This is a genomic window from Microcoleus sp. B3-D7 (assembly GCF_036705305.1).
In the GTDB taxonomy this organism is placed as follows: domain Bacteria; phylum Cyanobacteriota; class Cyanobacteriia; order Cyanobacteriales; family Microcoleaceae; genus Microcoleus.
Genome location: NZ_JAUBUE010000049.1, coordinates 25,161 through 47,299 on the forward strand (window position 1 = coordinate 25,161; position 22,139 = coordinate 47,299).

Sequence of the window (22,139 nt, forward strand, 5' to 3'; positions counted from 1 at the left end):
GTCGGTGGGCGTTTGATTTGGCTGTTGAGTCGGTTTTAACCGACTTTCGCTATGAGACGGGGATTTCAATCCCCGGCGGGTCTGGATGTAAATGCAATAGCTGGAGATCCCGCGAGTCCGAGAGTCGGCCAATATTTTTCAATTAATTCTCTGGCGAATTCGGGTGCCACCGGGTGGGTGGATTGTCTTGATCCGTGATTTGTTCTAAATGCGAATTTGTGGTTTTTTGCAAGTGATGTTCCTTTTGATTTATCACATAAGCGACTGCTGAGTCTAGTTGTTTTTGTCCTAAAGAAAATACTCCGTATCCTTCTTGCCACGAAAATTTATTGGGATTTTGCAAAATTTGATTGAGATAACGGCTGCTGCTACCTTTAATATTTTTAACGAATTCAGCGATCGATTGTGTCGGAGGAATGGAAACTATTAAGTGGATGTGATTTTCTGTGCCGCCGATGGCGTGGAGGATGCAATTGAGGGTGTCTGCTTTGCCGATGATATAAGAGTAAAGTTCGGTTTCTTTTGCGGGAGATATGAGAGGCTGTCGCTCTTTTGTTGCCCAAACTAAATGATAGTACAGCCGCCACATTGCCATAAAGATTTTCCCTGATTTTTTAGGTGGATTTATGATTCTGTCAACAAATCTGAGAGTGCGATCGGGGTCGATCGTCGAGTCGCACGATCCGACAGTCCGACAGGGATTGAAATCCCTGTCTCATAGCTGAAGTCCTCTTAAAGAGGACTGAAGTCGGCGATCGTTTGATTTGAGCCTTGAATCGGTTTTAACCGACTTTTGCTATGAGACGGGGATTTCAATCCCCGGCGGATCGTCGGGTTAGCCCGATGCCCCAAAGCCCGATCGCCCGATCGACATTATTGACCTAATCTTTGCTATTTTCCCCTCCTGAATTGGGCGGTGAAAATTTAATATCCGCCCAAGATAGCTGTCTGCTTTGATTGCTATTGCTTTCGAGTTCTTCTTTAAGTTTGGCAATATCAACGGTATCGTTTTTGGCGGAACTGTTGGTTTGGGCGATCGCATCTTTGAATTGCTGAATGTTTTCCGTCGGATTTGCTTTAACAGCTTCCACGGCTGTTTTTAAGTTGCGTTGATAGTGGGCGTTGCCTATCGCTTCTTTTTCCGATCGCGAACTGGTTTCAAAGCATTTGTCCAAATCACCGTAAATGCCTGTACGGCGGGATTTTGTGTAGTATTGGCGTTCTGTATCAAGGAGTTTTGCCATCAATTCGAGGTGCATTTTGTCCTCGCTGCAAATGTCTTCGATCACAGTCCATTCATCGCTACCGAGGAGTTTTCTTTCGGCGGCGGGACGGGAATCTTCAAAAGGTTCGCCCGTGACTTCTTCGTAAATCCGGGGCAAACTGTCGTCGAATTCGTGTCTTTCTTCTAGCCAAATACGCCGGATTTCGCTCAGCTCTTCCGGGGAAATTAAGGTGATATCTCGCATTTCTTCTGGTGCTTTAGAACGAATTTCGGTTTGAACAGAAAGAAGTCGCCTCAGTAAATAATCACGCGCTTCTTTACTATAGGGACCTGGAATAGGCTCAATAGATTTTTCACCCTCTAAATTGCGTTCATAGAGTTGAACATTGCCATTACGTCGCCTAAAGTCACGTCGATCGCGACTATCTTCAACATCCAATTCCACACGGAAATCTAGTAGAGGTTGCAACCACTCTTTTTCTTCATCATTTTGAATCATCGCTGTTAGCGATTTATCCTGACTAACCATTGTACATACCCAGCACCCAAAACGAGAACTACCACAGCTAGGCGTAGAAGTATCTACAACTAGGGGACATTCATTATCAGCACTCGCACCCCGGTACATAGCGAACAAATCTTTGTTGCTGTATCCCCAAGGATTGTCCCACTGCATCAGATAAAGCCAAACTTCATCATCACGCCAGTCTTCAATAGGGCTATAAACCAAAGAGTTCGGTAAGTTCATATTGGGGCTTAGGCGCTCCCGCACCCGTCGGGCTTCCATTTTTTTCATCCTATGAGCGCGCTTTGTGCTTTCAGCTTTACGAGTCCCTAATACAAGTATTGTTTCCCCGCTAGTTCGGATAATATTACGAATAAAACGGTTAGATGGAGAAATTTTTAGGCGATCTGTACACCAGCGAAACTTACCTCTGGGTGCTGGGTATCCTTTGCCAATCAAACCTACCCAAAAAGTATCTGTCCACTCTGGCTGTAACACATGAGTATTTATGGGCATTTCTTGTTCTGTAGCTGCAATATTCATTTGCTTAATAGACTTACGAACCCATGCAGATACGATCGGGTTTTCTACTAGAGTGTCTGTTGTAATGACATCAATTTTTTTTATACGTTTTTCCTGGGGAATCTTAGCAATCGCATTCCAAATTAGCTGTAATACTGCTGTTGAATCTTTTCCCCCGCTATATCCAATCACCCAAGGAATTTCGTCAAGACAATATAACTCTTGGATTTCCTCAGTTAGCAATTCTATATCTTCTATTAATTCGGTAACGGTGCGACTTTGGAATAATGACATCTGTTGATTTGGTATCATATCTGAAAGCTCCTATTGTCAGTATTAATATTTTACGATATAATCTCGGACTTTATCAAAGCTGATTGTTTTTTTTGTTGTTTGCCCATACCGCAAAATAGTATTCCTGATTAGTTTACATTTATATGGTTGGTGATGTAAAATTGTATCTATACGCAAATTTAATTAACTTATATGTCTGACAATAACTCTCCTCAGTCCGATAGAACTCCACGAATTGATGAGTTACTTGCTCCATACTTTGCCAAGTACCACCGTGAGAAGTGCTATCCAGGGCTAATTTTCCAGCAGGGAAAGCGGAAAATGGTGCAAATAAATATCCCGGCTAATGACTTACCTACCCTCCTCCAAGCAAAACCCTCAACTGGGAATGATCCTGATTCTGGTAAAAATCGTCCAGAGGTAAAGGGTCATGCTGAGGAAATAAAACAATATATTCTTAAACGCGCCAGAAGGGATCTACCCTGGATTTTGGGGACATTGACCGCAAATGTCGCTCCTGACAAGATTGGCATTATCGAATTAGGTAGAGGGATTTGTCTAGTAATTATACCTCGTGGCGTTAAGTTAGATATTACTGATGGACAGCATCGGAAGAGTGCTATTCACGAGTTAATTGAAAGTGATGCTTACGGCCAGTTAATAGGTGATAATGATTTCCCGATTACGTTGGTTTTAGAGCAAGACTTTAACCAGTGTCAGGCTGATTTTCGAGATATGGCGCAGACAAGACAACTTGATAAATCCTTACTTTTGTCATTCGGTGAGTTTGAAGGTCGAGTTGGTATTACCAAAACCTTACTTGAAAAAGTAAAAATGTTTTATAAAAAGACAGATAGAATTAAATCGACTCCCGACAGCAAAAAGAAGTTGATATATACAACTAATTTCATAGCAAGAGCAGTAAGTTGTGCGTTTACTGATGATCCAAGTGATGAACTTAAAGATTATGAGGTTGGGGAATCATCAGAGATTTTGGCTAGATGTCTTAATAATTTTTTCTCCCAATGTAGTCAGACTAGACATATTTGTGAAAGAACCGTTGAAGAATTGACAATTGAAGATATTAATAAATTTACAGACTCCTGTATCTTGGGTAGAAGCGTGGGACTAGAAATTTTAGGTCGGTTGCTATACTGTACTTATGACAGAGATAGCAGCCAAGATTTTGAAACAGAAAGAGTGTTGCAACTAGCTCAATTGGATTGGTCTAGAAAAAGCCCTCTTTGGGAGGGAAATGTAGTTTTGTATAACTCCACCCAGACCAATAATAAATCCTACAAAATGTCATCAAATGCTAGTAGTGTAAAAGTAGCAGTCAGCAAAGTAAAAGCCCATCTAGAATGGATTTAACCAATATTATCAGCCCTCATCTGCGTGCATCTGCGGTTTCCAAACCCAACCTCATCTTCAAATAATCAGTCATCCAACTAACACTCGCCCTTGACTTAGAAATCCCCCCTTTCAACAAAATCCCTCCCTCCCAATCAGGATTAGAAATCGACCAATCAACCTGCTGCAAAAGGCTCAAACGTTCCTCCCAACTCTCAGGAAAAACCGATCGCAAAGCCGCCCCAACTTCCCCCAAACTCTCAAGCACAACACTGTGACAGTGCACGCAATCCCGGCGCATTTCTCCCGCCGCCACTTGCTTGTGCAGAACTAATTGCCAATCAGGAATAAAATTGCTAACTGCATTCCAATAACTAACCGCCAGTTGTATTTTTTGAGCGAGTTCTTCCTCTTTCTGTTCTTTTTTGGCGCGAGAACCAGAGGGTTTTGCCTGTTCGCTGCCGTGAATATTAGACAGCAAAGCCACGATCGCACGATCGATCGCACTCAGCGTAAACAATTTGTGCGATCGTCCGTTCAAACTCCCCTTCTCCATCTCAGTCAAACAGCGGAAAACCTCAACCTGCTTAACAACCGCCTTCACCACAAAAGCGCGATCGTCCCGGTGGTTGTAAAGTACACTTAGCGACGCCTCCAAAGGAACTTGAAAATTATTCAAATCAGCAAACATCTGCTGCGATTTTTCCAACCCAATATCGAGAAACAAAATCAGCGCCACCGTCTCATATCCCAACTGCGGATTTTCCCTCAAAGCCATCTCAAAAGCCGCGCGCCGATGCTGTCCGTCATTAATAGTAAACTTAGCATCCATCGGCACCCGCAAGCGACCAATTTTCCGTTCTTCTGCCTCATTTCCCACTGCTTCAAAAGTAATATCCGCATCAATCGAAGCAGCAATTGCCCCACAAGTATAATTTGTAGGATTCTTGACAAAATACTCAGCAATTTCAGGAATCCTAGCTTTGTTAAGCGCGCGTTTCGCCCGCATAGACGGCGGCAAATCTTCAGATTCAAAGGTAAACAATTTCGGCAAAAAACGCACCGGACACATCGACACGTAATATTCGCGGCCCGCTTGAATTCCCCGGATCACCGGCAAAATGTATTCAAAAGAAGGAGTAGACATATTTTAGAATGGGGCATGGGGCATGGGGCATTGGGAATGGGGCATTGGGCATTGGGCATTGGGCATGGGGAATGGGGCATTGGGCATGGGGCATGGGGAATGGGGCATTGGGCATGGGGCATTGGGCATTGGGCATTAATAGCTATTGACTTTTTGCAAATTTTATGGTACTCAGGTGGGCTATTAGGGCATAACTTAAGTATTTCACAATGTTTTTTTAAAAACAAGTGTTGACAGAAACTTTAATATATGATATTTTTTAAAAAAATAGCATATTTATATAAAAACCGCCGATGACAACCAACCCAGCGGATGACCTCGCTAGCAAAATTTTAGAAAAAGAAAATAGCGACAGACAGGAAATCGCACTTTTATTAGATAATTATTTAGGAAAGGACGATCGCATTTTCGTACAAAAAACCCAGATGGGAAACAGCGAAGCATACATCGGTTCAGTCACCCTAGAATGGTTAGACTCTCGCGTCCGTTTCGCCTCGCAAATGCCGCTTTTCCGCCAAAAATTCGACCTCCAAACCAACAACATCGTCCGCGACGACGAAACCATTGACGAAATTATCCAGCGTCCCTTAGATTGGTCGCGCCAAGCCGCCCTCACTCAATATTTAGCAGCCCGAAAATCGCACAAATTCCCCGCAGTTTTAGTAGTCGTCAGTCCCCCGTGGGTAGACAATCCTCTAGCCGAGGAATGGGATAAAAATGGCGTCGCAACCAAATCCGCGACTGAATTTACATCCTTTGATAAAAACGAGAACTTAGGGCTTTTGAATGTTTCTAAAGAACTCTCGATTTTTGCCTTAGACGGCCAGCATCGGCTGATGGGAGTTCAAGGTTTAATGAGTTTAATTAAAACCGGAATCCTGCAAAGATACAACAAAAATAAAAAACCTGTCGGCGCTGCAATTACTCTGGAAGATTTAGCAGAAGAGTATCAAATCGACCCCGAAACAGTGTATAAATTAGCTCACGAAAAAATCGGGATTGAGTTTATCCCGGCGGCGGTAGCGGGCGAAACGCGACAGCAAGCACAACGGCGCGTGCGATCGATCTTTGTGCACGTTAACCTAATGGCCGTAACGCTGAGTCAGGGACAGCTAGCATTATTGAACGAGGACAACGGATTTGCGATCGCCGCCCGAAAAATTGCCGTCACCCATCCCTTATTAAAAGAACAAGATGACAGAAACCCCCGCGTCAATTGGGACAGCGCCACAGTCGCAGCAAAATCAACAGTCTTAACCACATTGCAAGCGCTGCAAGATATGTCGGAACGGTATTTAGAATACAAATTCCCTCACTGGAAGCCGGAACGAAAAGGTTTAATTCCCATGCGTCCCGAAGATGAAGAACTAAAAGAGGGAATTGAAGAGTTTAAAAAATTGTTCGATCATTTAGCAACTTTGCCCAGCTATCAAAGAATTGAAAGCGGCGAAGAAACGGCGGAATTGCGCCGATTTAGTTTTGAGAAACCAGGGGGCGAGGGAAATATTTTGTTCCGTCCAGTCGGCCAAATTGCTTTAGCTAATGCTTTGGGAATTCTAGTATTTAGGAAAAAACTTTCCCTGAAATCTATTTTCGACAAACTCCGCAGATTCGATGTCGATGAAGGATTTAGCCACATGGACAATCCTGAGTCTGCCTGGTACGGGATTTTGTACGATCCGAACAAAAAGCGAGTGCTAGTTTCTGGAAAAGATTTAGCGACGAAGTTAATTGTATATTTGGTGGGGGGAATTCAGGACGATATGGATCGAGCTCATTTGCGGCAAGCGGTGGCGGAAGCGAGGACTTTTGAGGATAAAGCTATTAGTTTTAACGGCCGGTTTGTGCAGCCGCAAGAGGTAGGATTGCCACCAGTGCTGAGCTAAGTTTTTCTTGGGCAAAGTCCACAGCGACGAACACTGATAAAGTAGGAAGCAAATTGGTTTTGTATAATTGAACCTGCACCTTACCTAGAACCAGATTATGACCATCGCTGAACAGATTTACGCAATCGTCAAAACCCTTCCCAAAGACCAAGCCAGCGAAATTCTCACTTTCGCTGAATTCGTTTGTGCCAAGCACCTGAGCGCAAACCAACCAACAGACACTGTAGACTCTCCGATTCCTTGGACTGAACTTGTTTTTTCCCTTGCTGGAACTTGGGAAAAAGATTTTCCGTCCCTGGAAGATATTCGTGCTGAATCCGGACAAGACATCCTGCGGGAGAGTCTGTAAATGTACGTTTTGGATACCAACACTTTGATCTACTATTTCAAAGGTCAAGGACAAGTTGCTCAAAACCTTGCTAATGTTTCTCCCCAGGAAATAGTCGTTTCTACGATCGTCCTTTTTGAGTTGCAAGTCGGCATTGCTAAATCCAATTCGCCGATAAAACGCACCCAACAACTTCAGCAATTTTTGAGCAGAGTTAACGTTATTCCTTTCGATCGCGATGCTGCTCTTGCGGCTGCTACAATTCGCGCCCAGTTGGAGCAACAAGGTACTCCCATCGGCCCGATCGATGTTTTGATTGCAGGGACAGCCGTAGCCCTCCAAGCGACTCTCGTCACCCACAATGTCAACGAATTTTCTAGAGTTTCGGAACTCGCAATCGCCGACTGGTATTGACTAAAAAACTTCTCACAATCAGGCTCCCTTTAACAAAATAAGTTCTGCTCCTACAGGCAAATGATCGGACTCCGTGGCCTTCAAAACCGAACTAGATTTAGCACCCCAATGCTTGGAATACCAAATATAATCAATCCGGAAAACGGGATAATTTAATCTCCAATTCGACCTTTTTACCAAGAATTTAAGTTCCCAACCGCGAGGCCAGGTAAAACCAAACCCAAATCCAGATTTTCGGAAAGAATCTTGCATGACTTTCTGCACCCTGTCATAGTCTTGAGTTTCGTCTGTCATATTAAAATCGCCTGCGACAATTACTGGCAGAGTTTCTCGCTCAACTCGCTGCACTAAGTTTTGAATTTCAGGCGAACGTTTGTCATATTTGTAAACTGGAATTTTGAAAAAACGCCATTTTTTAGATAGTTTCAACCACGGCCCGGTAGCTTGCATATTATAAATCACTACTTCTTGTTCGTTAAATTTAATAATGACCCGCTGCTGCGTTTCTGGATGGCCGGCTAAGTGCAGTATTTCGCTCGATACAATCGGATATTTACTGAGAATTCCTACAGGGGGAGTGCCAATTTGATAGGGGTAGTCTGCTTTTAACCAGGTGAAAGCTCTTTCGGTATGTTTCCTAACGATTTCTTGTAAAAAGATAATATCGGGTTTTTGCTGGTCAATCAGCTTAAATAAAGTAGGTGACTGAGTTTTATGCCAACTGAGGTTATGGGATAAAATTTTGATGCTGGGCTGCGAATCTGTGATGTTGATGGGTGCGGGAGAAAAGTATTTGACGTGCAGCCAACTTATTAGAAGAATGCAGGCGATCGCAGAAATAATAGTGAACCATCTTTTTTTGATAATTAACCATCCGATGATGGGAAGCAGGAAAGTAGGGAAGAAAATTAAGGGGCTAAAAGTGCTAATTAAGGCAAGAATTCCTATTCTATCCCAAAAGATTAGTTTGAGAATGAAATAGCAGATAATAAATGCTGAGTAACTGTAAGCAAGAAATTTTGCAGCTTGCTTTAAGAATCTCTTGATTATATCTTTGGGGATGTGCTTCATTGGGAACCTATTAAAATAAAAACTTGCTTAAATCGAATTCTTCATTTGACCGATGTTGGTTGTCTCTTTCTGAAATCAAAACCAACAAAAGGCGATCGGTATAATCCGCCGCGCCCCGCAACTCTTCGCGCAAAATTTCCAGTCCACCATTAGCATATTCTTCAAAAATTTGCAAGCGTTCTGCTTCCAATTTTTCGTCGAGATGGGAGAGAATTTGAGGATTTTTGGTTTCGGCGATCGCAATTAACTTAATCGCCATATCGTAACCCCTGGATACAAAGATATCAACATCGATCGCCCCAGGTTCTCGTTTAGAAATTTCCCCCAAAGGCGATCGTTTTTTCCGCTGATTTCCCAACGCTGCGGCGAAAGCGATGACATCGGCGTAAGTCTGAAATGGCGCGGAGTTGTTATCCGATAAAGTTAAGGATTTGACTAAATCGGCTTTATCTTTAGCAATTCTAATTTTGTTAGCAGCCATTGGGATTAATATGTAATTTTTAACTGAGTAATTTGATTGATAGAGTAACCGCAGATTAGAGGCAGATAAACACCGATTAACGCAGATAATTTTCAGAATGTCCGCAACAACATAATTTTTTGTGCAAAACCTCCTCTTGCTTCCCGCCGCTTCGTTTGTTCCGCCAAAAGTCGATCGCCCGAAATGCCAAAACTGGTCATCACCGCATCTATCACCTCATACAAATCCGCCAATTCCGCCACCAAATCTTCTTCATCAGCCGCCGCCGCTTCCCCCGCTTCTTCAATCAATTTCTGCAGCAAAGCTTGACGGTATTCTGCCTCCGACAAAATTACAACCTCGCATTCATTCCCACTTTGGCGAATAATTTCAGGAATGCGATCGCGCACCAACTTATGATACTCTTTTTCCACGTCAAACTCCCTTCAACCTTGACTAAAAGTTTGAATCAACCAGCGATTAATTTCCCCGTCATCTTCTGTTTGACTCCGGTTCAAAGCTTCCTCAACTAACGCTATTTCTAAGCCCGGTAAAACCAGTGAATTTTGAATTGTCCCACTCCCTCCCGCAGTAATAGCAAATGCAAATACAGCATTCGTATTTGCATTTGCTGCCCAATATTCTTGAACCTCAGAATGTTCGTAAATTAAACGCTTTACTCCCAAATCATCGGCACTAGAAGATGCTCCTATTTCCACCACTAAAGCTGGAGGTGCAAACACATCCAAATTAATTGGCGTATTGGCGCGAGGAGGTAATTCAAAATCTGCACCTATATAATAAGACAAATCAGGTTGAAATTCCCGAATACCTGTTTTGCGAAAACTGGCATTAATTAACTCCACTATTCGGATATTTCTAAAAGCAGTATAAAAATTAACAACTCTCGAAACTACTGAATTATGACGACTGTGCAATGGCCCTACTGGTGACATTTCTACCCTCATGTGTTCTTGATAGTAATAAAACTTGCCCTTTTCCCATGCTGAATCCTCAGCAAAATTTAGAAACTCTTCCCACGTCGCCTTCACCCAAATATCTGGTTCCAAAACCTGCGTAATTGCCGAATTAGAAGCCATAATCCACCTCTACAATTTCTGTATATTCAAACTCATTTGGACTGCGCTTAACTAAAGGATAGCGCGTCCCGCCCAGTTCGATCGCATCTTCTTCACAATCAGCTTTCGGAGAATTGTACACCAGCACGTATTCCCTGCCGGTGCAACTTTCCATCTCTTGAGCAACTTCTCCGCGCCACTGAGTTTTAGTTACCAAAACTACCAATTGATTCGCCAACTTCGGCAGCTTATTTGCAATTTGCTTGCGATAAATTTCGTCCAAACTCCCAAAGGGAGAATCCATCACAATTGGAAACGTACTGCTATCCGGGCCCATCAAAGTATTTTTTTGACTCCACTCACGCACGCCCTCAATAATTCCCCCGATAAACGACAAACTGAGAATTTGATTTTCTCCTGTAGAAGCGGCAACCAAAGATTCTTGTCCCGACGTATTTTCTACTAGCGTCAGTTCGTATTTATCGCTCAACTTTGGGATATAAGGAGTAAAAGAAATTTGACTGAAAATATCTTGCACCCGCTTTTCCAACTGAGAACAAAACTGTTTTTCTAAGCGCGATCGCACTTCAGTTAGGCGATCGATCGCATCCTGAGTCGCAGCAATCCGGCGCTGGGCTAATACTTGCCTTTGCTCATTCAGTTGCTGCTTGTCGATTTGCTTGTCCAGATTCGCGATCGACGCCTTCAAACTCTCAATCTGCTGCTGGTTAGAGCCTGTTTCCCGGTGCAAATCGCCAATTTTAGCCTCAATTTCATCCAAGCGCTTTTGCAAGCGGCTGACATCGCCGTCAGGAAAATTTCGCAGCTTGTTGTGAATATCGTCTAGCTGATTTTCCACCCGAGAAAGTTCGGTTCTGTCACGGCTGATATTGCCTTGCTGTCGGTCAATTTCCTCCCAAAAATCAGTTACTTGTCTATCAATTTCATTTACTCGATCGCTAATCCGAATAGTTGTTTCTTCCACATCCCCAACACCCGCCTTATCCATCCAACCGCTAACCTGTTGGCGAGATTCAGAACCCTCCACTAATTCCGCACCGCAAATACACCGCTGCTGCGCTAATAACTCTTCTAAAAACGGCCGCTGAATCCCCGAAAGCAACTCGCCTTTTTCCCGCAAACCTCCTACTATTACTTCAAATTCCGCCGCCGCCTCTGACAGAAAAACCGCGTAACCGCGCACAGAAATTGCTCGTTTTAGAGCATCTGTAGCCTGGACAATTTGTTGCTTAAATAAATTTTTCTGCATTTCCAATTCGTCTCGCAACTTTTGTAAATCCGCAGCACCGCTAAGTTCCAACAAGTTACCATTAACGGCTTTTTTTAACTCCCCTTGGTTGGCCAATTCCCGCTCGATTTCTACTTGTCTGCTCGAAAGTTGCTCAGCTTCTTGCTCAATTTTTTGCTTATCTTTTAAAAGTTTCTTGGTTTCAGCATTACCAATTATATTTAAATCTGTCTCTAGAGATTTTTTTGCTTCTAGTAAATGCCGGATCGATCGATTCAAGACTTCCACCCCCAGCAACTCCTTAGTAGCTTCCGCAATTTCTGCCTTCTTGTCATAGCGGACAATTTGCTCGATTCGCTCCCCATCAAAAAAGAAATATTTATGTAAACTTTCCGGCAAAATCCGCCCGATAATATCATCGGGATGCTGATCCGGCTTCAGCCAGAGACCGTTATCTTTTGCTACACTCAGAAACAATTCAGCCTTGCCATGTTCTACAGTATTTTCACTTTTATAAGCACGACATATGCGTTTTGCTTGGTAGCGCGTGCTGTCGTGTTCAAACACAATTTCCGCCCAACAACCTACGGCTTTTCCCATTTCCGCCTCAGCCAGAGCGCGCTTGTTTACTAATTGTTCTTCCGCCGCAAAAGCAGCGCTAAATTGTCCGTAAAGTACCCATGTAAAGGCATTCATCAATGCCGTTTTTCCAGCGCCGTTATTACCGTGAATTACTGTAATATTTTCCCTACCCCAAGCTAGTTTAATTTCGGGGCTTTTGCCGTAAAATTGACGAAAGTTGCATAGAGTAATTGAGATTAACTTCATACAATTGCTTCCTTAATGATTTTTAAAATGTCATCGTTAATGTGGCGGGGAGCTCTCATGTACAACTTATCTTTTTCAATTTCCAATACCCGCTCAATAATTTGTCGCACTTCCGGTGGCGCGCTAGTAATAGGTTGCTGTACGTCGCTGAATTCCTGATGAGTTTGATAAGAAGAACGTTTTTCTGCTAAAATGCTTGTCGGTAAGGCTGCGATCGCACTATCTTCATATCTAAATGCCATAATCAGATTTTCATTCAGATTTTCAGTCATATTTTTTTTGCAAATATTAAAATATACAGGGCCTAGGCTCATGGGCGAGAAACCCGGTTTCTACGAGTTTTGTCAACAGTCACGAGAAATCTACAAAGAAACCTGGTTTCTGAACTCTGTGTGCGATCGCGAACTAAACTAGCAACTCAAACTACGATCAAATAATTCTCTCTTCTAAAACATAAACCGAACCTTAATAAATGTCAAATGTCTAATAGCCCGTAACGCTTCTGAAGTTGCAGCAATTTAACTCTAGCTTCCCCAGCATTGTCGGCTAAATCGGCAAATTCCAAGAACCGCTTCAACTCTTTTCGCAGCAAATTGCGCTCGACTTCTAAGGTTTCCCGACCCAAATCTGGAGGCAAAACTATCATGTCAAATAAAGTTGCCCTTTCCTTCCCCGGATGCGGCCGCAAAATGCGTCCCCGGCGCTGAATAAACTGGCGCGGATTGCTGCTGCTTGCTAAAATTACAGCATTGCGAATTGCAGGAATATCCACGCCTTCATCCAAACACCTAATCGCTACCAAACCTTGCAATTCTCCACTCTCAAATTGCTGGCGCAATCGTTCTCTTTCTGCTAAAGGAGTTGCCGCAGTATAAGTGTTAACTCGGTAGCCTAATTCTGAACCCAATAACTTCGCGGTTTCTGTTAGTTGCCGGTTGTTATTTCGGCGCGCCCCTCCTTCGATCGCACCGTCGCCGCAGTAAAATAAAGTGTGGGCTGTATCGAGACGGTGAATCATTAATTCTCGCAAAGCTGTTAATTTATTAGCCGCCGCTCCAATTAACCGAGCTCGCTGCATTAATAAAGTCGTTAAAGCATCGTTTTCTTCTACTTTTTCATCGCCCCAAAGCGCCCAGCCAATTTTTTGAGTTAAGCGGGAATACTTGCGGGTTTCGGCTTCTGTCAATTCTACTAAAATTGGATAGTATAAATAATGTACTAATGCTTTTTGGCGGATGGCGTCGGCTAAAGTGAGTTCCGGCTGCAAAACAGGGCCGAAATAATCTAAAATAGCTTCGGTTCCTTGTTCGTCGAAATGCCTTTCTGGGGTGGCGGAAAGGGCGAGTCGCAGTCCAATATTGCGCGGCAAACTTTCTCCTAAACGGGGCGCGCCTAAGTTGTGAACTTCGTCTCCAATAATCAGGGTTTTTTCTGGGAAATAGCGCAGTTGCGATCGCAAACTATCTCCCATTAAGGTAGCATTGGTAGTGATGATTGTGAGAAATGCTCGATCGCCCGATCGCACTTCATACAAACCCGCAGCCAGCTTATTCTGCCAACTGCGGGCGCTATCAAAAGCCAAAATAGGTTTTAAACCAAATTTCTCGGATTCCCGCGCCCACTGATTCACCAGGTGGCAGTAAGGGCAAATTACGAGCAGGACTTGCAGGTTAATTTTATTGTATAATTCAGTGGCGATCGCCAGTGCAGTAATCGTCTTGCCGCTACCCGTCGCCATCTTCAGCGTACCGCGTCCCTGATTGGCAAACCAATTAGCAACCGCCACTCGCTGATACTGTCGCAATTGCAGCGATGGCGGCATTTTCGGAAACCCAAATTGCGAATTATTAGCCGTTGAGCGATTCACCTTTAAATGTCGTTAGATGCCAACTTACCCTGACTCAACTGTAACTCATTTCTAATTAAAACTTAACAGCTCAAACAAATTTGCCGCCGACAGTTGCAAATCCGACAGCACATCCAGTACAGGTAAAATATCTTCATTCTCTTTAATCTCAGGTTCCTGGTGCGGTTTAAAAACAATTACCAATTCTTCTTCCGGGTCAATCAGCCAACCTAATTTAGTATGATTCTTGAGGCAAAACAGAATCTTCTTAATCACGCGAGTTGAACTTTGATCCGGCGATAAAATCTCAATTGTCCAATCGGGCGCAATTTCAAACCTATTTTCAATTTCTTCCTGAGAATTCAGAGGAATGCGCGACCACTCAAATACTGCTAAATCTGGAACAACAGCACACCCCCCAAAAGTGCAGCGCAATTGGGGAAAAGCAAAAGCTAACTTTTGCGGTTTGCCAAGTTGATTAATAGCCGATGAAAATTTGATTTGTAACGTGCTGTGTTTTCCTTGGGGCATAGCTTTTTGATAAATTTGACCGTCAACATACTCGCTAGCCGGCTCCGTTTCTGGAAGCAGCAGAAACTCTTCCAGAGAAATCTTTGACGGAGACTGAATTGACGTTACCATAAGCCATTAACCCCTCAACAACTCAACTGGGCCATCAAAAATCTGCATCGCCGTCTGTTTCCCAATCAGCACAACTCTCCGATTCCACACCAGTAGGGTGCATCGCACAAACCAACAAATTTCCCCCGTAAACTTGACCGTGATAGTTGCGACAACCGCGACAAGCCGGCTGCTGCGTCGGCGAAGGGTCTACATAAGTCACCATCGACAAATCTATCTCATCAAATTGCGGGTCGAAGTCGCGGCAAATTTCAATTATCGGTTCGATAAATTCATTCAATAAACCGTCAAATTCATTGAAATAACCGTCAATGTCGTTAATCAGATTATTTTGTACTTGTTCAGTAAACTCTTCCGACATTTTTGCCAAAACGTCCAGCATTTCGACAAACTCTTCGCCCATTTCGCTGAAAAAATGCTCTACTTCAGAAACAGCATTTTCCATTGCTCCAAAAAAATCTTTAGACCAATCTTCCATGAATTTGACAGTTGGCTATTACAAAATATTTTACAGACAAGTGCAGCCAGCCTCAAGTGAAGTGCTTGCACCTACTTTCAATTCTATTACCTATTGCCTGATATCCGTCCACATCTGGCAGGGGAGATATTCAAAAAGGGAACTCAAGAGTATTATCCTGAGTTCCCTTCATGCTTTGCTGAGCGAGCTTTTTCATGCTTAATCCCGCTTCAGCCGCCGCAATTCCTCTTGTAAATTCTGCACCTGTTCGCGGAGCTTGTCTACGCCGCCTGTCTCTTTAGCATCTTTTGCCGAGACATCTTCTTCCTCAGAAATAATTTCAATCCGCCGAGGTTCAGCGGGTTTTTCGTTCCCAGCCGATGCTACGGGGGGCTGCTGCTGAGCCTGTTGCACCATGTCATCAACAAAGCGGCGAGCTTCTTCCGTGGACATCTCGCCCCGCTTCACCAATTCGTCTGCCAGCTTTTGGGCTTCAGTGCGTAATTCAGTTAACTTGCTGCCAGCTTTTTCACCAGCGTAAGAAGCTAGCCCGACACCAAGGTAAACTGCTTTTTGTAAAATATCTCCGAAACCAGGCATAGGAGCTACACCTCATAAAACTGGGTGAACCGGAGACCACGCCTATTACAAGCATCCCGTGTTGCTGCTACCTTCCGGTCCTGACAAGATTTGGGCGTTGGAATCGCGTGGGTCCAGTTCATATATGAGTATAACACAGTTATTTATTCTTCAACCACACACCAGTGATAAATTTCATAAATAACGCAACCGTTCTTCACCAGCGGGTCTTCAGCGACGATCGCCTTCGCCTCATCCATCGAACCCGCCTCAAACAGCAACATACCGCCGCCCCGCCGCCCCCAGTAGCCAGTTTTCGCTCGGTGTCCTTTAGAAATCAACTCTCGGACATAAGCTCTGTGAGCTGGCACGTATTGGTCAAAGACAGGCTTTTCGACAATTCCTTGCTCAATTTTGACAAACCAAGGCATTTTTATTTGGGATTTTAGATTTTATATTTTAGATTGGGAATGGGTGATCACCAATGGGATCTAGGGCAAATGCTCTCTATTCCATTTTGTACCATCCTTTCTTAACTGCGATGTTATCCGATGAACCAGTCAAAACAGCGATTTTTTATTGCCCTAGTGCCACCTCCCGATATTGAACAGCACATTACTGAGATTCAACAGTATTTTGCGGAACACTACAACAGCCGCAGTGCTTTGAAGTCGCCACCGCACATCACGCTGCAACCTCCTTTTCACTCGTTAGCGGAGGATGTTCCCAAATTAGAGGAAAGTTTAAAGCAGTTTTCGGCAAATCGGCTGCCCATTCCCGTTACTCTATCCGGTTTTGCTGCTTTCGCGCCCCGCGTCATTTACGTTGATGTTGTCAAATCGCCCGAATTGCTGGAGATTCACAAAGATTTGATGAGTTATTTGGAGGCAACTTTGGGAATAGTCGATCGAGTTTCTCAAAGTCGCCCATTTGTACCGCACATGACAGTAGCCTTTCGCGATTTAACTAAGGAGAATTTTCAAACGGCTTGGTTGGAATTCTCCGGGCGATCGCTCCACTTTGAGTTTACCGCTTCGGCATTAACTTTGCTGCTTCACGACGGCAGCCGGTGGAACATCAGCAACCAATTCCCCCTTTCCGCCTAAACTCTCTCTCTTCTTTCTCTTCCTTCGCGGACTTCGCGTCTTCGCGGTTCGTTTTCCCAAAAAAATCTTATTAGCAGATCCTGAGAAATAACATTTCCTCACTACAAACCTGTTTAAAATTAAAGACAAAATAGCCTACCGATCGCTCTTATTCGGAGTTGCCAGTGCCACAGTTCCATAAACCGAAATTCCCGACTCTTCCAATATTTGAATTGCCGACTTAACCGTAGTACCGCTAGTGTAAATATCATCAACTAACAGCACTCGATCGCGCGGGCGCCGGCGACGAAAATCTTTCCCCAAACCTAAAGCATTTTTCATTTCCGCTTGGCGCTGCTGTGGCGTCAGAGCGAATAAAGCCTGAGTATTTTTCACCCGCTCCAAACCGTGCCGCTGCAAAGGCAAACCAGTCAGCTCGCAAAAACTTTCAGCCAACAGTTCCGCTTGGTTAAAACCGCGCTCCTTGACCTTTTCTTTGTGCATGGGAATCGGTACAACTGTTAGATTGTCTATAGCTAATTCCGGAAAACTCAGCCAAGCTTGTGCCAGCCAGCCGCCTAGAGGTTTGGCTAATTGCGGATTGCCGTCATATTTCAAAGCTGCGATCGCGCGTTTGAGAGCCCCGCCATACTCACCCCACACAAAAACACGCTGCTCAGAATTCCAAAATCGACCGGAATCGCTTAACTGACATCGCTGAAGTTGCTTGTGACAGTACAAACACAACTCTCCGGCGGCCGGTCGCTGACAAAGAGGACAGTTAGACTTAAGAAATAGATTGAGAAAAGATTTGACCAATCCCGTCCATTGTCGCTTGTTCATCCTAAAATTGTCGTAAGTGATTAATGGGAAAAACTTTCAACTTCAATCAGTTTCCACCGACAGGCTCGCAGCGTGAAAAACCTCTACTGGTTAGACAAAATTCAACCTTCAGACCGAGATGCAGTGGGAGAAAAAGCATTTTACTTGAGCTGTTTGCTCCAGAAAAATCATCCCGTTGTACCGGGTTTTGTCGTGCCAGCTACAACATTCTGGCAGTTTTTAGAGTCGATCGAGTGCCTAGAACCGCTGTTTGCTGACTGGCCACACTCTTCCCTGCACTTGAATGTCGATGAACCCAGACAACTGCAATCGATCGCCCGCAGCATCCGCCACCAAATCCTCGCCGGCAAACTGCCAGATTCACTGCTCTCCACCCTAGAGTCTGCTGTTAGTCAACTCAACTCAAAGTCAAACTTAAACTCCACAGCCTTAATTTTTCGCCCTTCCCTGACTTCCTGGAACCCGAAAACAGTCGGCATTCTGGAATCTCAGGCAGTACGGGCAGAACCCGAAGCCATTGGGGACGGACTCAAACGAGCTTGGGCAGAAATGTTCAGAGCCCGAAGTCTATTTTACTGGCAGCGGTGCGGCCTGCGGGTACAGCAAATCAATCCCGCAGTTTTGGTGCAGCCACTTCAAGAAGCGATCGCCGCAGGCGAGGTGAAAGCAAAGGCGGGTGCACAGTGGGAAATCCAAGCCACCAGCGGTTTGGGATTGTCCCTCGCTAGGGGAGAAACCATCCCCGATTACTATCAAGTGCAGCCAGAAACAAGCGCGGTTAAATTCCAGCGGATCGGTTACAAAACATTAGCCTACAATCTCAAAGTCGGCGATGGTGAACCGAAAAAAAAACTGCTGCTGGGCAAGTTTGCTGCTTTCCCAATTTCCGATTCTCCATTTATAATTCCTGATTTTGCTGATTGTTGCGTGCAAGTTTTAGCGCTGGGAGAGGAAGCACAAACAGAATACGTTTTAGAGGAATCGCAACTGCAAGAAATCATTGAATTGAGTAAAAAAGCGATCGCAGAATTTGACTCAGATTTAATTTTAGAGTGGACGCTAAACCAGACAGAAAACAGCGGGGAACAGCAGTTTTATTTCACTCAAGTTCGTCTTGTGAAAGCGGAAAAAGCGGCGCCGGTAGAGGAAAATCCGAGATCCCTCCTGCAGCCAAACTCGATCGCCCCAGCCCGAACTCCTGCCATACTCAGAGGTGTGGCAGCAGCATCAGGAAAAGCCGAAGCAATTGCCCAAGTTATGACTAATTCCCACCCAGAAAACGCGGAATTTTTAGCCGGAGGCATTTTAGTAGCCCGGACAATCGAGCCGAATTGGCTGCCTTGGCTGAAGGTTGCTGCTGGGGTGGTGGCGGAACAAGGAGGTATGACAGGCCACGGCGCCATTTTAGCGAGAGAATTGGGGATTCCCGCCGTTGTGGGAGTGGCCGGGGCCACTCGGGCGATCGCCTCGGGCGATTCGGTTTTGGTAGACGGCGATAGCGGAGAAGTTTTTGCCCTCGCGCAACAGGATGCGATCGAGACAGGAGACAGCGGCCAACTTCGGGACACAGCAAAAAAGACAAATATATACAGTACAGCAGCCAAAATGTCAATAGCCAAGCACAAATCTTCTATCTCCGATCGATCGTCCAATTCCGCGCCTAAATCTCGACAATCTGAGTCTACTCAATATGTTTGGGGCCCACCAACGGCGACTCAACTGCTAGTTAATGTCAGCCAAACAAGTTCGATTGACCGCCTCAAAAATCTGCCAATAGACGGCATCGGATTGCTGCGATCGGAATTAATGGCATTAGAAGCTTTGGACTGTCAAAACCCCAAAGTTTGGCTGCAAGACGGCCGCCAATCGGAATTTGTCGATCGCATGGCGGATTGCCTCAGTTTATTTGCTGCTGCCGTTGCGCCGCGGCCAATATTTTATCGATCGCTCGATTTACGGGAGTCAGGTGCCGACGGCAGTTTCAGTTATACCTTTGAACCGGAATTATTTGATTGGGAACTCTGCGTACTTCAAAAAGTCGGCGAGTCAGGCCATACGAATGTTAATTTAATTTTGCCTTTCGTGCGCTCGGTTGAGGAGTTTATATACTGCCGCCAGCGCTTAGAAAAAGTTTGGAAAAACCGCTCAACCGAGTTTCAAATGTGGATTATGGCGGAAGTTCCTTCGGTGTTATTTTTATTGCCCGATTACGTAAAAGCCGGAGTTCAAGGAATTTCTATAGGTACCAACGATTTAACCCAATTGCTATTAGGAGTTCACCGCAACTCCGACCAGGTAGCAGGTGCTTTCAACGGGCGCGATCGAGCAGTGATGAGGGCGATCGAACAATTAATCAAACAGGCCCGGGCCGCTGGCATTCCTTGCTCAATCTGCGGCGACGCTCCCGCATTGTATCCCGAGACAGTTGAATCCTTTGTGCGGTGGGGAATTTCGTCTATTTCGGTCAATGTCGATGCTGCAGAACAAACTTCCAGGGCGATCGTCCGCGCCGAACAGCGCCTACTCCTAGAACTCGCTCGATCGATAATTAACAATTAATCACTCCCGAACTCACTTGACCCCAGAAATCCGGTTTCTACTCTAAATCATAGCTTTGGCAAGCAGCCACCCGCTCAGAAATCGGATTTCTAGACAACCCGTGCGTCCAGGAATATTAACAACTAGAGAAACCCGGTTTCTGAGTAGATATAGCAACCGCCCTGACGGTTAGGAAATTCTTAATTTCTCAAACCCTTGCTTTTATTCCTTTTATTGCTTCTTCCTTCTTCCTTCTTCCCTCTTCCTTTTTCCCTATTCCTGACATCCGTTACATCCGTTACATCCGTTAAATAATCCGTTGCCGAACTTCCTTCTTCCTTCCACTAACATCCGATTTTAAAGCTAGGATAGAAATATCACCAACTCTTGACCCGGAGGTAGAAACCGTGAAATCAAAAATTATTGCAACCGCAGCAATACTTGCCGCCCTGGCTTTTCTGCATCCTCACCCAGCATTATCTCAACCTGCAGCTGACGGTGGCAAAAAACCCGGATTCTGGCAACCTCAAGCGCAGGTTGACAATACTCGCAACATTACCCTCAGACTGTTAAATGAAACAGGATTAAACCTAGAATACGGTCAATCAGGTGCCAACTTGTCATCCTTGCCCGTCGGAACCAGCAAAAACATCATTGTTCGTATCAGCAATCGCACCGGCGACATTGCCAATATTCCCATTAATGCCACAGGAGGAAGCACAACTTTGAAATACGATTATAACGTTGATTCGCAGACAAACATTGTGACGGTTCGCATCACCAGATCAGACCCCCGCACTAGGCAAGACCGGTCAGTTTATATTGATGAAAAAGGGCGAGTTTACTCTTTCTAAGACTAACGCTCATCAACCCGGTTTCTCCTGATAAATTTTGCTTTTAGCAGCGAGGTATCGCGGAAGAAATCGGGTTTCTATACTAGCGTGCATAAATTCAGTCTTTCTCAAACAGTTATGAATCAAGTGCAGCCCACAAAAAATCGATATTTTTGTGCAGCGGATTTGACAGGGCATCCCCAAAATCAACTGCTGCTTGCAATTCGGCGCTAGTGGCGCACTGGTGCATCAGGTGGGTTTCGAGAGGATGTCAACCGCTGCATCGCAGACTAATATCCGTCGTTTCTCTTGATACCTGCGCCTCGATTTCCCTCTTCTTTCGGTTTAGCTTTGTTCACTCGCAAGGGGCGCCCCATCCACTCTGCACCGTCTAATTCGGCAATTGCAGCGTCTTCTTGGGCATCCTCCATCATCTCAACAAATGCAAAACCGCGCATCCGACCGGTTTCCCTGTCGGTAGGCAAGACAACTCGCTTGACTGTGCCGTATTCTGCAAATACTGCTTTCAGGTCTTCTTCGGTGGCGCGGTAAGACAGATTTCCAATGTAGATAGTCATGTCGATCGAACTGAACTTGTTGTGCTATACATAATAACCTGTTAATTTAACTGTCAAGTGCTATCTGGCATACAACTGGGCGATCGACTCTGACTAAAAGGGTTTGCCGCACTGACCAACCCTTGGTACTGGCTGCAATAGTTAGCTTAATCAAAACTCATATCCTCACTCGCCCTGCGAATGAGTGAGGATATGAGTTTTGGGGCGGCGAGGACTCCTACCCCTGAACAATATTTGATTTTAATCAGATCACTGATGGGTGGGCGACGAATCACCAAGCATCTTCCGAAACAAAGTGACTAACGGGTGCATCTCACTTTTGCAAATACATCAAGCGGAAAGTTGACCATTGAGATAAGCACAGCGCAGAGAAAGGATAG

Annotated in this window: 23 protein-coding genes and 1 other RNA gene; 7 read left to right on the top strand and 17 right to left on the bottom strand. The window is 44.7% G+C overall.

All coding sequences use genetic code 11. The features are described 5' to 3' along the window. Positions 1–142: 142 nt before the first annotated feature. Positions 143–595, bottom strand: coding sequence for an IS200/IS605 family transposase (gene tnpA, locus QUB25_RS24665; RefSeq protein WP_333187146.1), 453 nt, complete (start codon positions 593–595; stop codon positions 143–145). 286 nt (positions 596–881) lie between these two features. Then, positions 882–2,564: a DNA phosphorothioation system sulfurtransferase DndC gene (dndC, locus tag QUB25_RS24670; protein ID WP_445251983.1), complete on the bottom strand. Its 1,683-nt coding sequence runs from the start codon at positions 2,562–2,564 to the stop codon at positions 882–884. Between the two features lie 174 nt (positions 2,565–2,738). Between dndC and QUB25_RS24675 the strand changes: the two genes are divergently transcribed. Then, on the top strand, positions 2,739–3,917 hold the full coding sequence (locus tag QUB25_RS24675) for a DNA sulfur modification protein DndB (protein ID WP_333187154.1): 1,179 nt from the start codon (positions 2,739–2,741) through the stop codon (positions 3,915–3,917). A gap of 16 nt (positions 3,918–3,933) precedes the next feature. Here QUB25_RS24675 and dndB read toward each other — a convergent pair whose 3' ends face one another. Beyond that, positions 3,934–5,043 carry a DNA sulfur modification protein DndB gene (gene dndB / locus QUB25_RS24680; RefSeq protein ID WP_333187156.1) on the bottom strand — a complete coding sequence of 370 codons (1,110 nt, stop codon included), beginning with the start codon at positions 5,041–5,043 and terminating at the stop codon, positions 3,934–3,936. Between the two features lie 293 nt (positions 5,044–5,336). Here dndB and QUB25_RS24685 point away from each other — a divergent pair, with 293 nt between their 5' ends. From QUB25_RS24685 to QUB25_RS24695, 3 genes are all read left to right on the top strand, one after another. Beyond that, positions 5,337–6,929 carry a DGQHR domain-containing protein gene (locus QUB25_RS24685; RefSeq protein ID WP_333187159.1) on the top strand — a complete coding sequence of 531 codons (1,593 nt, stop codon included), beginning with the start codon at positions 5,337–5,339 and terminating at the stop codon, positions 6,927–6,929. Positions 6,930–7,026: 97 nt separating this feature from the next. Then, positions 7,027–7,278 (top strand): DUF2281 domain-containing protein, encoded by a 252-nt coding sequence (locus QUB25_RS24690; protein ID WP_333187162.1) that lies wholly within the window; start codon positions 7,027–7,029, stop codon positions 7,276–7,278. Next, complete coding sequence (locus tag QUB25_RS24695; protein WP_333187165.1) at positions 7,279–7,671, top strand: type II toxin-antitoxin system VapC family toxin; 393 nt, start codon at positions 7,279–7,281, stop codon at positions 7,669–7,671. It abuts the gene before it with no gap. Positions 7,672–7,689: 18 nt separating this feature from the next. Here QUB25_RS24695 and QUB25_RS24700 read toward each other — a convergent pair whose 3' ends face one another. The 12 genes from QUB25_RS24700 to QUB25_RS24755 all read right to left on the bottom strand — a co-directional run bounded on the left by QUB25_RS24700 (position 7,690) and on the right by QUB25_RS24755 (position 16,313). After that, positions 7,690–8,742, bottom strand: a complete 1,053-nt coding sequence (locus tag QUB25_RS24700) for an endonuclease/exonuclease/phosphatase family protein (protein WP_333187168.1) — start codon at positions 8,740–8,742, stop codon at positions 7,690–7,692. Between the two features lie 10 nt (positions 8,743–8,752). After that, positions 8,753–9,223, bottom strand: a complete 471-nt coding sequence (locus tag QUB25_RS24705; protein WP_333187170.1) for a DNA phosphorothioation-associated protein 4 — start codon at positions 9,221–9,223, stop codon at positions 8,753–8,755. Positions 9,224–9,315: 92 nt separating this feature from the next. Further along, entirely contained in the window at positions 9,316–9,636 is a 321-nt protein-coding gene (locus QUB25_RS24710) for a nucleoside triphosphate pyrophosphohydrolase (RefSeq protein ID WP_333187173.1), read from the bottom strand. Between the two features lie 12 nt (positions 9,637–9,648). Further along, positions 9,649–10,302, bottom strand: a complete 654-nt coding sequence (locus QUB25_RS24715) for a Uma2 family endonuclease (RefSeq protein ID WP_333187175.1) — start codon at positions 10,300–10,302, stop codon at positions 9,649–9,651. Then, a complete protein-coding gene (locus QUB25_RS24720; protein WP_333187178.1) occupies positions 10,292–12,358 on the bottom strand; it encodes an AAA family ATPase in 2,067 nt (688 codons plus the stop codon). Before QUB25_RS24720 ends, QUB25_RS24715 begins: the two co-directional genes overlap by 11 nt. After that, positions 12,355–12,630, bottom strand: a complete 276-nt coding sequence (locus tag QUB25_RS24725; RefSeq protein WP_333040705.1) for a hypothetical protein — start codon at positions 12,628–12,630, stop codon at positions 12,355–12,357. The genes QUB25_RS24720 and QUB25_RS24725 overlap by 4 nt, the downstream gene beginning before the upstream one ends. Positions 12,631–12,833: 203 nt before the next feature. Continuing rightward, the gene (locus tag QUB25_RS24730) at positions 12,834–14,180 is read right to left on the bottom strand and encodes a DNA phosphorothioation system restriction enzyme (protein ID WP_333187191.1); all 1,347 of its coding nucleotides are present in this window, start codon (positions 14,178–14,180) and stop codon (positions 12,834–12,836) included. A 96-nt stretch (positions 14,181–14,276) separates the two neighbouring features. Beyond that, complete coding sequence (locus QUB25_RS24735; protein WP_333060986.1) at positions 14,277–14,846, bottom strand: Uma2 family endonuclease; 570 nt, start codon at positions 14,844–14,846, stop codon at positions 14,277–14,279. 34 nt (positions 14,847–14,880) lie between these two features. Continuing rightward, entirely contained in the window at positions 14,881–15,324 is a 444-nt protein-coding gene (locus QUB25_RS24740; RefSeq protein WP_333040709.1) for a hypothetical protein, read from the bottom strand. 198 nt (positions 15,325–15,522) lie between these two features. Further along, positions 15,523–15,903 (bottom strand): phasin-related domain-containing protein, encoded by a 381-nt coding sequence (locus tag QUB25_RS24745; RefSeq protein ID WP_333040711.1) that lies wholly within the window; start codon positions 15,901–15,903, stop codon positions 15,523–15,525. A gap of 23 nt (positions 15,904–15,926) precedes the next feature. Beyond that, an RNA gene (ffs, locus tag QUB25_RS24750) (signal recognition particle sRNA small type) lies at positions 15,927–16,023 on the bottom strand. A gap of 23 nt (positions 16,024–16,046) precedes the next feature. Then, entirely contained in the window at positions 16,047–16,313 is a 267-nt protein-coding gene (locus QUB25_RS24755; RefSeq protein WP_006632991.1) for a YciI family protein, read from the bottom strand. A 120-nt stretch (positions 16,314–16,433) separates the two neighbouring features. On the opposite strand from QUB25_RS24755, the gene QUB25_RS24760 reads away from it, so the two are divergent. Further along, positions 16,434–16,988, top strand: a complete 555-nt coding sequence (locus QUB25_RS24760; RefSeq protein ID WP_333060983.1) for a 2'-5' RNA ligase family protein — start codon at positions 16,434–16,436, stop codon at positions 16,986–16,988. Positions 16,989–17,123: 135 nt separating this feature from the next. Here QUB25_RS24760 and QUB25_RS24765 read toward each other — a convergent pair whose 3' ends face one another. After that, complete coding sequence (locus QUB25_RS24765; protein ID WP_333187182.1) at positions 17,124–17,810, bottom strand: ComF family protein; 687 nt, start codon at positions 17,808–17,810, stop codon at positions 17,124–17,126. Between the two features lie 72 nt (positions 17,811–17,882). Here QUB25_RS24765 and QUB25_RS24770 point away from each other — a divergent pair, with 72 nt between their 5' ends. Together QUB25_RS24770 and QUB25_RS24775 are read left to right on the top strand one after the other, a co-directional pair. Continuing rightward, a complete protein-coding gene (locus QUB25_RS24770) occupies positions 17,883–20,369 on the top strand; it encodes a putative PEP-binding protein (RefSeq protein WP_333187185.1) in 2,487 nt (828 codons plus the stop codon). A gap of 386 nt (positions 20,370–20,755) precedes the next feature. Further along, a complete protein-coding gene (locus tag QUB25_RS24775; protein ID WP_333040718.1) occupies positions 20,756–21,202 on the top strand; it encodes a hypothetical protein in 447 nt (148 codons plus the stop codon). A 269-nt stretch (positions 21,203–21,471) separates the two neighbouring features. On the opposite strand, the gene QUB25_RS24780 is transcribed toward QUB25_RS24775, so the two are convergent. Continuing rightward, positions 21,472–21,759: an RNA recognition motif domain-containing protein gene (locus tag QUB25_RS24780; RefSeq protein ID WP_015179076.1), complete on the bottom strand. Its 288-nt coding sequence runs from the start codon at positions 21,757–21,759 to the stop codon at positions 21,472–21,474. Positions 21,760–22,139: the final 380 nt, after the last annotated feature.

Coding starts and splice junctions, on each gene's coding strand:
- tnpA (WP_333187146.1), bottom strand. CDS start 595: ATGGCAATGTGGCGGCTGTACTATCATTTAGTTTGGGCAACAAAAGAG.
- dndC (WP_445251983.1), bottom strand. CDS start 2,564: ATGATACCAAATCAACAGATGTCATTATTCCAAAGTCGCACCGTTACC.
- QUB25_RS24675 (WP_333187154.1), top strand. CDS start 2,739: ATGTCTGACAATAACTCTCCTCAGTCCGATAGAACTCCACGAATTGAT.
- dndB (WP_333187156.1), bottom strand. CDS start 5,043: ATGTCTACTCCTTCTTTTGAATACATTTTGCCGGTGATCCGGGGAATT.
- QUB25_RS24685 (WP_333187159.1), top strand. CDS start 5,337: ATGACAACCAACCCAGCGGATGACCTCGCTAGCAAAATTTTAGAAAAA.
- QUB25_RS24690 (WP_333187162.1), top strand. CDS start 7,027: ATGACCATCGCTGAACAGATTTACGCAATCGTCAAAACCCTTCCCAAA.
- QUB25_RS24695 (WP_333187165.1), top strand. CDS start 7,279: ATGTACGTTTTGGATACCAACACTTTGATCTACTATTTCAAAGGTCAA.
- QUB25_RS24700 (WP_333187168.1), bottom strand. CDS start 8,742: ATGAAGCACATCCCCAAAGATATAATCAAGAGATTCTTAAAGCAAGCT.
- QUB25_RS24705 (WP_333187170.1), bottom strand. CDS start 9,223: ATGGCTGCTAACAAAATTAGAATTGCTAAAGATAAAGCCGATTTAGTC.
- QUB25_RS24715 (WP_333187175.1), bottom strand. CDS start 10,302: ATGGCTTCTAATTCGGCAATTACGCAGGTTTTGGAACCAGATATTTGG.
- QUB25_RS24720 (WP_333187178.1), bottom strand. CDS start 12,358: ATGAAGTTAATCTCAATTACTCTATGCAACTTTCGTCAATTTTACGGC.
- QUB25_RS24725 (WP_333040705.1), bottom strand. CDS start 12,630: ATGACTGAAAATCTGAATGAAAATCTGATTATGGCATTTAGATATGAA.
- QUB25_RS24730 (WP_333187191.1), bottom strand. CDS start 14,180: ATGCCGCCATCGCTGCAATTGCGACAGTATCAGCGAGTGGCGGTTGCT.
- QUB25_RS24735 (WP_333060986.1), bottom strand. CDS start 14,846: ATGGTAACGTCAATTCAGTCTCCGTCAAAGATTTCTCTGGAAGAGTTT.
- QUB25_RS24740 (WP_333040709.1), bottom strand. CDS start 15,324: ATGGAAGATTGGTCTAAAGATTTTTTTGGAGCAATGGAAAATGCTGTT.
- QUB25_RS24745 (WP_333040711.1), bottom strand. CDS start 15,903: ATGCCTGGTTTCGGAGATATTTTACAAAAAGCAGTTTACCTTGGTGTC.
- QUB25_RS24755 (WP_006632991.1), bottom strand. CDS start 16,313: ATGCCTTGGTTTGTCAAAATTGAGCAAGGAATTGTCGAAAAGCCTGTC.
- QUB25_RS24760 (WP_333060983.1), top strand. CDS start 16,434: ATGAACCAGTCAAAACAGCGATTTTTTATTGCCCTAGTGCCACCTCCC.
- QUB25_RS24765 (WP_333187182.1), bottom strand. CDS start 17,810: ATGAACAAGCGACAATGGACGGGATTGGTCAAATCTTTTCTCAATCTA.
- QUB25_RS24780 (WP_015179076.1), bottom strand. CDS start 21,759: ATGACTATCTACATTGGAAATCTGTCTTACCGCGCCACCGAAGAAGAC.